Consider the following 12,853-nt stretch of genomic DNA (forward strand, 5'->3'; position numbering starts at 1 on the left):
AACATCCGCATCAACCACGTCTTCCACACACCAATCCCCATAATTACAAGCAACGCCTACCAGCAGGTTCCGTACAACTAAGAGTTCATCGTTGGCCCTTCAGGCCCGACGAACTCTTAGTTGTTGTTTGTCTTATTTGTAAGGCGCTGGCCTTGCCTAGTGTGTCTGTTAATATCTGCATCATTTCCGTTGCAACCAGCCTCTTGTTGAGAAATAAGCTGAACAGTTGAAACAGTATAATAAAAATAGGCGGAAGGGCGAAAGTGGTGAAAAAGGCGGTTGCGCCGGCGAGACGTAACGGATCATTTCTTTTTGTTTCAGCAAAGGACCTTCGCAACAGTCTTCCCAATACCACAATGTTACGATCGCCTTGTTGTTTTTTTTGTTCACGCATGCTGGGTTCGACCTCTTAATCTTTTATAAATGTAATCCTTAGGCACAACAAAATTTCAAGCCAACATGCACCGTTTGAAAATAAGGCATGGTTTTTCTTTGCCTATATTTATTTACCTTTCTTTTATGAACGTTAAGCTGAAACCGGAGAAATATTTACGTTACCTCTATTTGCCAAATCTCTTTGGAACACAGCGTACCAAGGAAATTCTGTCGGTAAATCCAACTATTATTCCACAGAGAGAAGAGGCAAAGGAAGTATTGGTTTATGCCTTCGACTATGATGGGCAAACCATTGAAGAAAAAAAACTTAGTTGTGTACAGGATGCTTTTTACTTTAAAACCAGCAACCGCGTCAGCTGGATCAATATTGACGGCTTGCGCAAAGCTGACGTAGAAGCTATCAGTACGCATTTTGGCATACACCCTTTGCTGATCGAAGATATTCTGAGCATCAACCAGCGGCCAAAGATGGATGAGGTAGAAGGCGTTTTGTTTTGCCTGCTGAATATGCTTTACTACAACAATACCAAGCAAACAGTAGAGCAGGAGCAAATCAGCATTGTATTGGGAAAAGATTTTGTCATCACTTTCCAGGAAGATGCCAGGCGGGATGTTTTTAATCCTTTGCGGGATCGTTTGAAAATAAACAATAGCAAAGCCCGGCAGCGGAGCGCCGACTATCTCTGCTATACCATGCTCGACCTGATTGTCGACAATTATTTTCTGGTGATGGAAAAATTAGGAGATCGCATTGAGCTGCTGGAGGAAGAAGTAATTCGTAACAGTAATAAGCGGTCACTGGCGAGGATCAACCAACTGCGAAAAGAACTGATTGTTTTGAAGAGAAATACAGTTCCGGTACGGGATCTTATTGGTGGCATCTTACGCAGCGAAAGTGATTTATTGGACGACCGAAATACCAAATACTTCAAGGATATTTATGATCATATTGTACAAGCCATCGATTTGAGCGACAACTATCGGGATATCATGGTGAGCATGCAGGATTTATATATCAACAACGTAAACCTGAAGATGAACGAAGTGATGAAAGTAATGGCTATAGTGACTTGCTTACTGGCACCAGCTACTGTTATCGGCGGCATTTTCGGGATGAACTTTGATGCCGTTCCCTACCTGCACAATCAATATGGTTTTTGGATCGCCGTTGGCATTATGCTGATCATCCCGATATGGATGATTTATATGTTTAAGAAGAGAGGGTGGTTTTGAACCCCCGAACCCCCTAAAGGGGGCTTTCAAAGAATCTTTATATTAAATATAGAACTGCGATTGTCGGGCTTCTGAAACTAAAGAATAAAACATGCATAAGCTGCTTCTGTGTGCCGGCAAGCCCCCTTTAGGGGGTTTGGGGGTTGGTCACTTCTTTTTATACACCGGCACAGTGCTGCAGGGCTCTCCGTACATGATGCTTTTGGCAACGGGTCTTAATAACTTGGTCAATTCAAGATAAACGAAATCACCAATCGGCGTATCACCGCATCCTTTTATCACTACCCGTTTATCGTCAAAATCATGGGCATTAATTTGTGCGATATTTTTTAGAAACAGCTGGCGATGCAACTCTTGCTCATCACCCATCACAATTTCTTTGGCTACCGGTTGCAGGCTGGAAGCTACCAGCATATACGCCCAAACCGGTATGATGGCGTCAGCAGAACAGGTAACCGCTACATTCTTGTTCCTGTATTGTTCCCAATCCATGTTCTTCAGGTCTTCACGAAAATCCTTTTCCTTCAGGATCAGGCCCATGAATAAATGATCTTTCAGATCAAATACCACGGTCTCTCCCACTGGAAGATAGCTGGCAGGATCCACAGTGATAATTCCGCTTTCTGCTACTTTATTGACAAGTTGTTCGGCCATACTTATTTGTTTCGTCTTAGGTACAAAGATAATAACACTCAGCGGCGGCAGTTGTTTATTGGGGACATTCCGAATTGTCGCACTAATTAACCACAGAGATTCACGGAGTTTATCACAGAGGGACACAAAGATTTCCCAGTCAGCTTCGAGCCTTCTCAGTGTTCCCCGTCGTTTATTCTTACCTGTTTATACAGGATAACAATATCCATTAAAACAAACAGTCCCGAAGCTTCGTTCGGGACTGTTACAGTTGGTTTGGGTTATACAATCTTAATAAATCTTACTCCGGTTGTCTTTGATATCAGCAGCTTCCATCAATACCTGTTGCGGATAACCGCCTCTCATTTTCGCCTGCTGGTATCTTGATTTTCTTTGTTCAGCAACATTGGCATCGGCAATAGCTGTAGCGGAAACACTGTTTACTCTTACGACATACACCCCACTTGTTCCCTCGATCGCTTGCGGTACTACTTTTCCTTTGTTGGCAGGATTAAAAGCAGCGCCGATCACTTTTGGTTCTGAAGCAACCAGCGAAGCTTGTGTTCCACTCATTCGTACACTGTCTGCTGTTTCGATAGTGGCGCCACCCAATTTAGTAGCTGCATCTTCAAGGCTGGTAATAGTACCCAGTTTCTTTTGAATCTGTTCTGCTTTTTTATGATTACGCAATAATGGTTCTACCAACGGTCTTGCCTTGGCTGCACTTTGTGTTCCTTTTTTATTCACCTCTGTTACCAATGCCACCACATAGTTTTCACCTACTCTTTCAGGTTGCAATACTTCACCCAGCTTTGCATCATAAATGCTTTTTACAAATTGTCTTGACACACCTAACCCCATTACCTGGTAAGCATTCGGCGTGATCTCTGTTGCAAATGCTTTATTGATTCCTTTGGCTTTTAATTTTTCGGCATTCGCATCAAATGATTTTTGATCACGGCTATCACCGGCAAATAATGTTGCGGCATTGCTGGCAGCGGCATCCGTTTCCTGGCTGGCTTCTATCGGCAATGCGAGATAAGCAATTTTATAAGCAGGCGATCCGCCTTTTTGTGAAAGGATCTCGATATAGTGATAACCAAACTCTGTTTTCACTACACCCTTTGTTCCCACAGGATTGCCAAAAATGAAATCGTTGAATTCAGGCACCATTCCACCTGCAGTAATATTTTCGTATACACCACCTTTGTCTTTGCTTCCGGGATCGTCAGAAACTTTTGCTGCTACTGTATCGAAGATTGAACCCGACGCAATAGCTGTCTGGATACTATCAATTAATTTTTTTGCTGTTGCCGAATCTCTGACAGGAATAGTTTGCCCGCTTTGCGGATCACGTTGTACGGTAGCAACAAGGATGTGGCGAACTTTTACTGTATCAGGTTGTGTTCTTACACCTACCAATTTTGCCAGTGAATAGGATCCCCCATCGATATAAGGACCATACACCGTGCCTACAGGAATTTTAAAGATTGAATCTTTAACCGGTATCTGGATGTTCTTACCATTGATATAACCATTATAGTAATTTCTTACTCCCTGGTTTTCCAAAAACTGTTGCAGGTCTTTTGTGCTATCCAATTCAGGTTTCAGTGCCAGCAATTTATCTCTTGTTGCATTAGTATCAGCAGCAGTTGGCAAGGCACTGAAGGCAACATAAGAAATGCTGCGATTCTCTTCCTGTTTGAACTCTTTTTTGTGCTTGTTGATATAGTCCTGGATTTCGCTATCACTGATCTTGATGCTGCTATCAGGAATGCTGGTATAGAATTGTCTGGCAAAAGAGATATTAGCCAATTGGCTGTTATCCGCATTTTGTTTTTCAACCAACCATTTGGGAAAATTGGTACTATTCGTAAGCAATGAATTGTATTTTTCATTCAACCGCATAAACTCCAGTTGATCAACATAGCTGTTGAAGCCGGCTTTTTGTTCGGCAGAAACCTGTTTGCTTTTCAGCATCTGGTCTATCTGTTGTTTGGCCAGTTGGGGATTGTAAACACCTGTTTTGGGGTCGGTGAATTGTTGCTTCAGATCCTGTGGTGCATTTTCACCGTAAAGCACATCGCCTAATTCTTTTTTGCCGATCTGCATACCCAGCTTATCCAGTTCCGATTGCATCACGATGCGGGCAAGCTCCTGGTTCCAGGCATTATCAATTGCCATTTGACGGGTAGCAGCACCGGACGGATAGCCTTGTTGTTCCATGCTGGCTTCCTGCTGATCGATTTTTTTGCTGAAAGCGATCTCATCTATTTTTTCTCCATTGATGCTACCGATATTGGTAACATTTCCTCTGAACAAACTTCCTCCGTTTTCAAAGGCAAGCATAACGACAAACGTAAGCAAGGCTACAGCAATGACAACAGCCATTAGTTTTGCATACTTGTCCTGGATCTTCTGAATAACTGACATATTAAATAACAGGGTTTAAAAAGGGAGGCAAAAATAGGGTAAAACCCCCAAACCCCCTATAGGGGGCTTATTTCAGGCTTGCTAGTTTTTAATCGCTTGAGGGTTTTAAAAAGCCTAAGTACCAGAAAATTACCTCATTTACTCCCCTTTAGGAGCGGGGTTCTTTGGGTGAACGAGTTTCATTTCCTTTACCAAATGACCGGCTCCGGCATATTTATCAATGATAAAGAGGACATAGCGGATATCTACCATGATATTGCGGCAGATGGAGGGGTCATAATTGATATCACTCATGGTGCCTTCCCACACCCGGTCGAAATTGAGACCGATCAAATTGCCATAAGCATCCAGGGCGGGACTGCCTGAGTTGCCGCCGGTAGTATGATTGGCTGCAATAAAGCAAACCGGCATCCGGCCATTTTTTCCGTATTGACCAAAATCTTTTTTTTGATAGAGTTCTCTTAGCCTGGCCGGCACATCAAACTCATAATCGCCGGGCTTATACTTTTCCATCAGGCCTTCCATATAACTATAATAGTCATACTTCACTGCATCGCGGGCATTATAACCTTTTACATTACCATAAGTAACCCGTAGTGTACTGTTGGCATCAGGATAGAATTTCCTTTCTTTCATCACCTCCATCTGCGCCTGCATGTATGTTCGCTGCAGTTGATTGATCCGGTTTTGAATTTCATTTAACCTGGCCGCCACCTTTTCATTATACGTTTTACTCATATCGAGGTATAATAGAAATGCTGAATCTTTTTTTATCGCCGCAACAGCCATTTTCGGATCAGCTACTAACAGATGACTTTTGACTTTGTCTGCAGACGGGAGGTCCGAAACACTATAACACAAGGCTTCCAATATCGTAATGCCGGGATCGTGAGTGTTTTGATCGGCCCAGCCATTTTTTGCAATGGGTGCTATATACTCAGCCGGCTGATCTTTGATATACATTTCCATCAAACTCCGAAACAGGCGGCGGTCTACTTCTGCATTGTACTCTCCATAAATATCATTCAGCTTTGCTTTTACCTTTTCTAATTGTTCGGTATACCCCTTTTCACCATTTTGTTCATAGGCTTTCACCAGGGAGTTTAATTGCGAGGCGATAGCCAGCAATTCAATCTTACTGGTGATTTCCAAATAATAATCTCTTGCCAGCCCGTAGGGTTTCAGTTCTGCATAAGCCGCATTCAAATCATCCAGTATAGTTCCATAGTTTGTTTTCCACTGCGGGTTAGCCTGTACTCTTTTTTGAAATTGGGCTTCATAGTTTTTCTTTTTATCCACGCCATTGGTTCTTTTCAACCCTGATATTTCGCCCTGCCATTTCTTCCAGGCATTGCTGATAGACGCATATTTAGCAGCATACTGAATTTTGACTTGTTCATCCTTGCGCATAAAACTGTCGATAACAGCCAGGGCTTTGTCACGAATCGCAATTTTTGCCGGATCATTTATGTCCACTATTTGTTGTACAGCAGTTGAAGGAAGGTATTCCGTGGTTTTGCCGGGAAAACCAAATACCATGGTAAAGTCATTTTCCGCTACCCCATCCAGTGAAACAGATAAAGCTTTCCTGGGAACATAAGGCACATTACCAGGCGAGTAAGCGGCTGGTTTATTATCCTTTCCGGCATAAATGCGAAACAGGGAGAAGTCGCCGGTATGACGTGGCCACATCCAGTTATCTGTATCTTTTCCAAAATTGCCGATGGAAGATGGCGGCGCTCCTACCAACCGAACATCATTATAGGTTTCCGTAACAAAAAGAAAATACTGGTTGCCTTCAAAAAAGGGTTTGATAAAGGAAGATTGGTAGCTTTCTTTTTTTACACTGCTATTGATTTGCTGCGCATTTTTATCAATTATCGATTGTCTTTCCGCTTCAGTCATCCCGGCGGTCACTCCATTCAGTACCTGTTTGCTGACATCATCAATGCGTACGATAAACGTAACATAGAGAGTTGGGTTGGGCAATTCTTCCGCATTGGTTTTGGCCCAAAAACCATCCCGGATATAATTGTGATCGAGGGTAGAATGATTTTGCACCGCATCAAAGCCACAGTGATGATTAGTCAGAACGAGCCCTTTAGCGGAGATCACTTCACCGGTACAAAAACCACCAAAGCTGACGACAGCATCCTTCAGGCTTCCTTTATTAATATCATAAATATCTTTGGCGCTGATCTTCATACCCATACTCTTCATCTCTTTTTCATTCAGCTTTTCCAGCAGGAAAGGCAGCCACATCCCTTCGCCAGCTTTGACCTGCGATACAATGGATACTATTAATAATATAGAGAGAATCAGCAGTTTCACCTTCTTCATATGGTAAATTATTTTTAGACAGATAAAATTAGCAGATTTTGCCTTCTTGGTTTTTTTGTACGGGGACTTGTTTGATGGCTGGTATTAAATTATTTACTTATACCCTCACCGGTTTTTACCCCCAATGGCCTGTTGATATCCGGGTGAAAATGTGAATAATGCGTTGTGAAACGTTGATATGAAATAGAATTCTTTGCCGCTAAAATTTGGACAGCTCCAAAATTTAGTTCTTTTGGTTGGCTGACTGCCAGTTGTTCTATCAATATCCACAAGAACATTTACGATCATAGCGATGTTATTTTTCCCATTACTATTTTCACATGATTGTGGATAGCGTCGCCAGATCCGCTACCAGTGATGAACCATTATGTGGATTACGGTGTTTAAAATGTGAATATTGGAAAAACAATAATTTTGTAAAAGTTCTTTTCCACTAATTCACAGCCGTAATAGTAATAGGCTTTTTTATAAAAATTGTATTAATACATTTATTATAATACAGAAGAGGGTTGTGAAAATTGTTTTTGAAAAATTGAAAAAGCTGGTGGAATATTGCTCCCTCGTTTTGAATTTATCGGAGAATCGGTTTCGCTCAGCACCAAAATTTTTAAAGTGATGAACACAGACACACTCGCCATAGCCAGGGCAAATGTTGATACACGTGGGTTCCTTGACATAGACCTGGATCCAACGCTTGACTTGTTTGCAGAAATTGAGCGGTTGAAAAAAGAGAAAAATGCCGTGGTGCTGGCGCATTACTACCAGGAGCCCGATATCCAGGATGTGGCGGATTATATCGGCGATAGCCTGGGGCTGGCACAGCAGGCGGAAAAGACAACGGCGGATATGATCGTTTTTGCCGGTGTGCACTTCATGGCGGAGACGGCTAAGATTTTAAATCCCACCAAAAAAGTGGTGATTCCGGATCTCAAAGCCGGTTGTTCGCTCAGTGATAGTTGCCCGCCGCCACTTTTTTCAAAATTCAAAGAGCAGCATCCCGATCATGTAGTGGTGAGTTATATCAACTGCAGTGCCGGCATCAAGGCATTAAGCGATGTGATTGTTACCAGCAGCAATGCGAAAATAATTGTGGAAAGTTTTCCGAAAGACCAGAAGATCATTTTTGCTCCTGATAAAAACCTGGGCGCCTATATCAACAAAGTCACGGGCCGTAATATGCTGTTGTGGAACGGCGCCTGCATGGTACATGAGATATTCAGCCTGGAAAAGATCACTAAACTGAAAGTAAAACATCCCAATGCCAAATTCATTGCACACCCTGAATGTGAAGAACCGGTGTTGCGCATTGCCGATTATATCGGATCAACCACGGGTTTATTGAAATACACTCAAACGGATCCCTCCAACGAATATATTGTCGCTACCGAAACAGGCATCCTTCACCAGATGATGAAGGCATCGCCGGATAAAACCTTTATTCCTGCTCCGCCCACTAACAGTTGCGCCTGCAACGACTGCCCGCACATGAAGCTGAACTCACTCGAAAAACTCTATCTCTGCATGGAATATGAAACGCCGGAGATCACCATGGATGAAGAGCTGCGACTAGCCGCTAAAAAACCCATTGACAGGATGCTGGAGATCAGTGCAAAGGCGGGATTATAGAAGGATATAGCAACTGCTGGTTTGCACATTTTCTTTTTGTAAATTCAGGTATGCCGACTGTGAGCCTGAAGCCTCTCCACCACCGTCAACAGGAGTGTATTGGTATCTACTTTACCAATGATTCTTCCATTAATAATATAGTAAGGAAAATAGCGGCTGTAAAATGGAGCCAGACTAATAAGTGCTGGTACCTGCCATTGAGCAGGGAGAATTATAACAAGCTTTATTTCGCTTTAGAGGGAAAGGCTGAAATAGTGACCGGAGAGTTGAAAGAATACCTGGAAAAAAGAAAACAGGTGAGAGCAGCGGTAGCGCCATCACTATCTGTAAATAATGTGACTAAGGCGGCTAATCCGGTATCGCCGGTATGGAAGTTAAGCAAGGAAAACCTGGAAGCATTGGAGAAGTTTATCCAACATTTAAAGCTGAATGCTTATAGTAGTTCCACCATCCGTACCTACCGGAATGAATTTATTCAGCTATTGCAGGTGCTGAAGAAAAAGGCAGTCATTGAATTAACTCCCGAAGATTTGAAACGGTATTTTGTCTATTGTTATGAAACGCTTGGTTTGACGGAAAATACATTGCATAGCCGTATTAATGCAATTAAATTTTATTTTGAGCAGGTATTGCGGCGGGAGAAGTTTTTTTGGGAGATACCAAGGCCGAAAAAGCCGCATCAATTGCCAGGTGTACTTAATAAGGAAGATGTTGCCTTAATAATAAATGCTGTTGATAATCTAAAACAAAAAACAATACTAATGCTTACTTATGCCTGCGGCTTACGGGTAAGCGAAGTAGTAAGCATTACTATCTCAGATATTGATAGCAGGCGTATGATATTGCACATCAGGAATGCCAAAGGAAAAAAAGACAGGATTGTGAGCATCAGTCCCACCATTTTGGTAATGCTCAGAGCTTATTATAAGGAGTACAAACCCAAAAAATGGATGTTCGAAGGACAAGGCGCAGGAGACCATTATAGTATACGAAGTATACAAACAGTATTACAAATGGCAAAGAAAAAAGTGGGTGTTTTAAAACCGGGCGGCATGCATAGCTTGCGGCATTCTTTTGCTACACATTTGCTGGATAAAGGGATTGACGTTGTAATGATTCAAAAGCTTTTAGGACATAATGATTTAAAAACGACATTGAGATATCTACACGTGACCAATAAAGATTTAGGTAAGATATTAAGCCCTATAGAAGACATTAGCGGATTATTAAAATAAAAATGCAGGTTGGCTTGACGCAAGTATGATCTGGAAAAAAACTTGCGAATTTTTAGGATAAGGGTTTGAAAATGAACAGCAGAAAAAAATTGCTTTTGAAAATGAGTTGCGTATTTTAGCAGAAATACACACGTTATCGGCAACCTTAAATGACACCCTTCGCCGTTTTGAAAACTAATAATTAATATATTCTTACTTAATGGGAACTTGGGGAACTAACATAAAAGAGAACGACACTTCAGGTGACATCTACGATAGTTTTTTTGAACTTTACAATGCTGGACAAAGCCCTGTTGAAATTTCTGCAAAACTTATTTCAGACAATACAGAGCTAATAATCAACCCTGATGATTGCAATAATTTTTGGTTTGCACTTGCATTGGCACAATGGGAGACAAAATCATTAGACCCAGATATTTTTGAAAAGGTCAAAGCAATTATTGAAAGCGGCAACGACTTACAAATATGGAAGGACCTTGATGCTGATGATAATGATATAGAAAGTAGAAAAGTCGATTTACAGAATTTCTTGAAGAAAATTCAAACTGACAAGGCTAAAGCAAAACCACGGGCAAAAGCAAAAGTAAAAAATGTAAAACCAATTTTTTCAGTTGGCGACTGTTTGGCATTTATTCACGAAAATGGAAATTATGGGGGTGTTGTTATTTTAGGAGAAATTAACGACAACGAGACTGGATTTAATTTAGTTGCGGGAACAAGAATAAACCAACCAAGTAAACCAACATTAAAGGATTTTGAGGACGCTGAAATTCTTATTAGAAATTATGCAAACTGGAAGGACGACCCAATTATAGTTTGGACATACCCTGACAGTTTCAAAAAAATGGTTTTAGATTTCTTTGAACTTATTGGCAAAATAAAAGTTGACAAAGAATACAGCACAGAAAGAGATAAGTTTGGTTATGTTGCTGACTGGGGAATTACAAAATTAGCTGCTAACCTACAATTTGAACACGAGAAAAATAACCCCAAGCCAACGAAGAAAATTATGGTTAAAGATTTGACAGCAAAAAACAAATGGTGGAAATTTTGGTAGTAAACGTTGCCTAGACGACAAGGCAGCCGATAACAAAAGGTTTGCCGCAAGGCTGGCTGACGAAATGACAATCAACAGTTGTAATACTATCAACTAATATCGGGCTGACCGAATTCTATTTGGCTTTTAGTTGTTAACTTCAACTGTAGTTTTTTAATCGGCTTCAGTTGCCGGCTGACAGTTATAAAATATCAGCCCTGCGGCAAGCCTCGAACGTTAGCTGCAACCCTGTAGGACACTTCCCGTTAACTCAATCGGACATTTTTTGCGACACTTCAAAACCATCTTGTAACGTTGCTGATGTCTTTGTATTTAAGTATTTGCTTAAATAAGTAATCTTTGCTACATTTGACCCGACAAACAAATTTGACAATGGCAAACGACACTTGCATAAGGTTACAGGCAGACATAGAACAAATTAAAAGCTGCCGAGAAAAATTAAAGTCTAACTCAAAATCATTTTTGCAGTTGGGACAGGTTCTTGCTTTAGCAGGCAACGAAGTGCGACTGAAAATACTGTTTCTGCTTGAAGAGGAAAATGAACTTTGCCCTTGCGACCTTAGCGATATTTTGGGAATGAGTATTCCTGCCATTTCTCAACATCTTCGCAAACTAAAAGACGGTAACATCATTGAAGCCAGAAAAGCAGGGCAAACTATTTTCTATTCTTTACGCAGCGAACATCTAAAAACTTTAAGACCGTTTTTTAAATTTATTAATCAACAAAATTTGGCGACAGTATGACAACGACAACAAAAAATAGTAAAGGTTGGGTTGCAGGTCTGTTGACAGCAGTTGCGGCTTCCCTTTGTTGCATAACACCAGTTTTGGCTTTCTTAGGTGGTGCAAGTGGACTTGCTTCCTCGTTTTCGTGGATTGAACCGTATCGTCCATATTTAATCGGTTTGACAATTGCAGTTTTTGCATTTGCCTGGTATCAAAAACTCAAACCGCAAAAACAAATTGACTGCGACTGTGAGGCAGACAATAAAAAATCATTTTGGCAATCAAAAGCATTTTTAGCTATCGTTACAGTAGTTGCAGGATTGTTAATTGCATTTCCTTATTACGCAAAAATATTTTATCCAAAGCCTCAGGAAGCAAAAGTTATTATTGTTGATAAAAGCAATATACAGACTGCAGAATTTAAAATAAAAGGTATGACCTGCGAAGGCTGTACAGAACATATAAACAGCGAACTTTCAAAAACATCGGGAGTGATTGAGTTCAATACTTCTTATGAAAAAGGCAGCAGCCTTGTTAAGTTTGACAACAGTAAAACTTCCGTTGACAGCCTTGTATCCGTCATTAATAAAACTGGCTATAAAGTAACTTCTCAATCAGTAATCAACAACTAATGGAAAAAACTATCATACTTCAATCTGTTATTACTTGCCCTGTTTGTGGACACAGACAAGAAGAAACAATGCCAACAGATGCTTGCCAATATTTTTATGAGTGTTCAAATTGCAAGACACGACTTAAACCAAAAGAAGGTGACTGTTGTGTTTATTGTAGTTACGGGACAGTAAAATGTCCACCAATGCAATTGGGAACATCCTGCTGTTCGTAGTGACGAAGGGTATGCAGCTAACAGCGAGGTTTGCTGCTATGCTGGCTGACGAATATAAACTCATCTTCATATCGCTATCAGCCCATATCCAGCCGACGGAATTCTATCAGCTTTTGTTGTTATCTTCATCATCAGTTTTTCAATCGGCTGCGGCTCCGGGCTGGACATTATAAAATACCAGCACAGCAGCAAGCCCCAACGTTGTACTAAACCTTCGGTAGTTTGTGAAGCCTCTGATAAAGTCAGAGGCTTTTGTTTTGCAAGATTATTCATTGTAAAAATATTCAAATGCAAAACAAACAAACTACCGGCCTGCGTTGCAAGGCC

12 protein-coding genes are annotated in these 12,853 nt (G+C 41.1%); 8 read left to right on the forward strand and 4 right to left on the reverse strand.

Going from position 1 to position 12,853, the window contains the following annotated elements; all coding sequences use genetic code 11:
• Positions 1–230: hypothetical protein (locus tag P2W73_RS25840; protein WP_276505002.1), on the forward strand; the 230-nt coding region annotated here is incomplete at its 5' end.
• Positions 231–519: 289 nt separating this feature from the next.
• Entirely contained in the window at positions 520–1,629 is a 1,110-nt protein-coding gene (gene corA / locus P2W73_RS25845; protein ID WP_276505003.1) for a magnesium/cobalt transporter CorA, read from the forward strand.
• Between the two features lie 147 nt (positions 1,630–1,776).
• Here corA and P2W73_RS25850 read toward each other — a convergent pair whose 3' ends face one another.
• The 3 genes from P2W73_RS25850 to P2W73_RS25860 form a co-directional block, all read right to left on the reverse strand.
• Positions 1,777–2,283: a DUF2480 family protein gene (locus P2W73_RS25850; protein ID WP_276505004.1), complete on the reverse strand. Its 507-nt coding sequence runs from the start codon at positions 2,281–2,283 to the stop codon at positions 1,777–1,779.
• A gap of 270 nt (positions 2,284–2,553) precedes the next feature.
• Positions 2,554–4,695 carry a peptidylprolyl isomerase gene (locus tag P2W73_RS25855; protein WP_276505005.1) on the reverse strand — a complete coding sequence of 714 codons (2,142 nt, stop codon included), beginning with the start codon at positions 4,693–4,695 and terminating at the stop codon, positions 2,554–2,556.
• A gap of 138 nt (positions 4,696–4,833) precedes the next feature.
• Positions 4,834–7,035 carry a S46 family peptidase gene (locus P2W73_RS25860; RefSeq protein WP_276505006.1) on the reverse strand — a complete coding sequence of 734 codons (2,202 nt, stop codon included), beginning with the start codon at positions 7,033–7,035 and terminating at the stop codon, positions 4,834–4,836.
• Between the two features lie 615 nt (positions 7,036–7,650).
• On the opposite strand from P2W73_RS25860, the gene nadA reads away from it, so the two are divergent.
• The 6 genes from nadA (at position 7,651) to P2W73_RS25890 (ending at position 12,526) form a co-directional block, all read left to right on the forward strand.
• A complete protein-coding gene (gene nadA / locus P2W73_RS25865) occupies positions 7,651–8,661 on the forward strand; it encodes a quinolinate synthase NadA (protein WP_276505007.1) in 1,011 nt (336 codons plus the stop codon).
• A gap of 50 nt (positions 8,662–8,711) precedes the next feature.
• Complete coding sequence (locus P2W73_RS25870; protein ID WP_276505008.1) at positions 8,712–9,896, forward strand: tyrosine-type recombinase/integrase; 1,185 nt, start codon at positions 8,712–8,714, stop codon at positions 9,894–9,896.
• Between the two features lie 199 nt (positions 9,897–10,095).
• Positions 10,096–10,953 (forward strand): hypothetical protein, encoded by an 858-nt coding sequence (locus tag P2W73_RS25875; RefSeq protein ID WP_276505009.1) that lies wholly within the window; start codon positions 10,096–10,098, stop codon positions 10,951–10,953.
• A 372-nt stretch (positions 10,954–11,325) separates the two neighbouring features.
• The gene (locus P2W73_RS25880) at positions 11,326–11,697 is read left to right on the forward strand and encodes an ArsR/SmtB family transcription factor (RefSeq protein WP_187256061.1); all 372 of its coding nucleotides are present in this window, start codon (positions 11,326–11,328) and stop codon (positions 11,695–11,697) included.
• Positions 11,694–12,311, forward strand: a complete 618-nt coding sequence (gene merTP / locus P2W73_RS25885; protein WP_187256062.1) for a mercuric transport protein MerTP — start codon at positions 11,694–11,696, stop codon at positions 12,309–12,311. Before P2W73_RS25880 ends, merTP begins: the two co-directional genes overlap by 4 nt.
• Positions 12,311–12,526 carry a GDCCVxC domain-containing (seleno)protein gene (locus tag P2W73_RS25890; protein WP_276505010.1) on the forward strand — a complete coding sequence of 72 codons (216 nt, stop codon included), beginning with the start codon at positions 12,311–12,313 and terminating at the stop codon, positions 12,524–12,526. Before merTP ends, P2W73_RS25890 begins: the two co-directional genes overlap by 1 nt.
• Positions 12,527–12,592: 66 nt before the next feature.
• Here the strand turns inward: P2W73_RS25890 and P2W73_RS25895 are convergent.
• Positions 12,593–12,853: hypothetical protein (locus tag P2W73_RS25895; protein WP_276505011.1), on the reverse strand; the 261-nt coding region annotated here is incomplete at its 5' end.

Source organism: Terrimonas pollutisoli, from assembly GCF_029360765.1.
Taxonomy (GTDB): Bacteria; Bacteroidota; Bacteroidia; order Chitinophagales; family Chitinophagaceae; genus Terrimonas_B; species Terrimonas_B pollutisoli.